1 pseudogene is annotated in these 293 nt (G+C 66.9%); it reads left to right on the top strand.

The features are described 5' to 3' along the window. Positions 1-293, top strand: a pseudogene (locus tag EN851_RS35610) (glycogen debranching enzyme GlgX); the annotation flags it as partial.

Below are 293 nucleotides of genomic sequence, written 5' to 3' on the forward strand. Positions count from 1 at the left end.
GACACGCTGCGCCATTTCGTCCGCCATGCCGGCGTCGACGGTTTTCGCTTTGACCTTGCGCCGGTGCTTGGCCGGGTCTACGGCGCTTTCGACCCGAATGCGCCGCTGCTCCAGGCCATCGCTGGCGATCCCGTCCTGGCCGACCGGGTGCTGATCGCCGAGCCGTGGGATATTGGTGCTAACGGCTACCAGCTCGGCAATTTCCGGTCGCCAGACCTGGAATGGAACGACCGTTACCGCGACGATGTCAGGCGCTTCTGGCGCGGCGACGCCGGGAAGGTCGGCTCGCTCGC

The sequence above is a fragment of the Mesorhizobium sp. M8A.F.Ca.ET.208.01.1.1 genome (assembly GCF_004791315.1).
Lineage (GTDB): Bacteria > Pseudomonadota > Alphaproteobacteria > Rhizobiales > Rhizobiaceae > Mesorhizobium.